The following is a 1,042-nucleotide window of genomic DNA, read 5'->3' as shown; positions in this document are numbered from 1 at the left end:
GCCTTCGGGGGCGCGCAGCACCGTCTGCAGGTGGGTGGCGTGGGCCGGGAAGGTGGCCGGCAGGCCGGCGAACAGCGGATCGGCCGCGGCCGGTGCTTCCAGCTCCAGGCGGATCGTGCCGGACTCGCGCCCGGCCGGGTTGTAGGCCACCTCGCCGCCCAGTGCGTGGGCCAGCAGCTGGTGGCCATAGCAGATGCCCAGCAGCGGCATGCCGGCATGGGCGGCATCGCGCAGCCAGTCGGCGCTGCGCTCGCTCCAGTCGGCGCGGTCGGTGACGAAGGCGGCCGAACCGGTGACGATGGTGGCGGCGAATTCGCCACGGTCGGGCAGCGTCTCGCCGTGCTCGACGTTGACCACCACGGTCTCGGCTTCCTCCAGCCCGGCGGCGACGCGGATCCAGTGCGGGAAGCGCCCATAACGGCGCAGGGTCGGGAACGGTTGCCCGGTTTCAACGATCAGGAACGGCTGGGACTTCATTCCGCGGGAGGCAGTACTGACAGGACTTCCTCGATTGTAGTCAGCCCCTGCGCCACCTTTTCAAGCCCGGTGCGGCGCAGGGTACGCAGCCCTTCGGCGCGTGCGGCGCGGCTGAATCCGGCCAGGTCCATGTCGCGGGTGATCAGGGCGCGCAGCCGCGAACCCAGTGGCAGCAGCTCATACAGGCCGATCCGGCCCATGTAGCCGGTGCGCCGGCACTCCAGGCAGCCGACCGGCGCATATGCGGTGATGACATCAGGTAATGCGTCATGGGCATCACGCAGCGGGGCCCAATCGGCCGCTTCCAGCGTGTCGGGCACCTTGCAGTGCGGGCACAGGGTGCGCACCAGGCGCTGGGCGAGCACGCCGTTGACGGTGGAGCCGATCAGGTAGTGCGGCACGCCCAGGTCGAGCAGGCGGGTGATCGCCGAGGGCGCGTCGTTGGTGTGCAGGGTGGACAGCACCAGGTGGCCGGTCAGCGAGGCCTGCACCGCCATCTGCGCGGTCTCCAGGTCACGGATCTCGCCGATCATGATGATGTCCGGGTCCTGGCGCAGCAGGGTGC

2 protein-coding genes are annotated in these 1,042 nt (G+C 70.2%); both read right to left on the bottom strand.

Going from position 1 to position 1,042, the window contains the following annotated elements:
- On the bottom strand, positions 1–477 hold a 477-nt coding region (locus tag VA603_RS01840; protein WP_323437778.1), incomplete at its 3' end, for a glutamine amidotransferase.
- On the bottom strand, positions 474–1,042 hold a 569-nt coding region (locus VA603_RS01835), incomplete at its 5' end, for a GspE/PulE family protein (protein WP_323437777.1). The genes VA603_RS01840 and VA603_RS01835, both read right to left, overlap by 4 nt.

It is taken from the genome of Stenotrophomonas capsici (assembly GCF_034961085.1).
Taxonomy (GTDB): domain Bacteria; phylum Pseudomonadota; class Gammaproteobacteria; order Xanthomonadales; family Xanthomonadaceae; genus Stenotrophomonas; species Stenotrophomonas capsici.
Note: the sequence above shows the minus strand (reverse complement) of the source record. Positions and strands in the feature narration are given on the sequence as shown.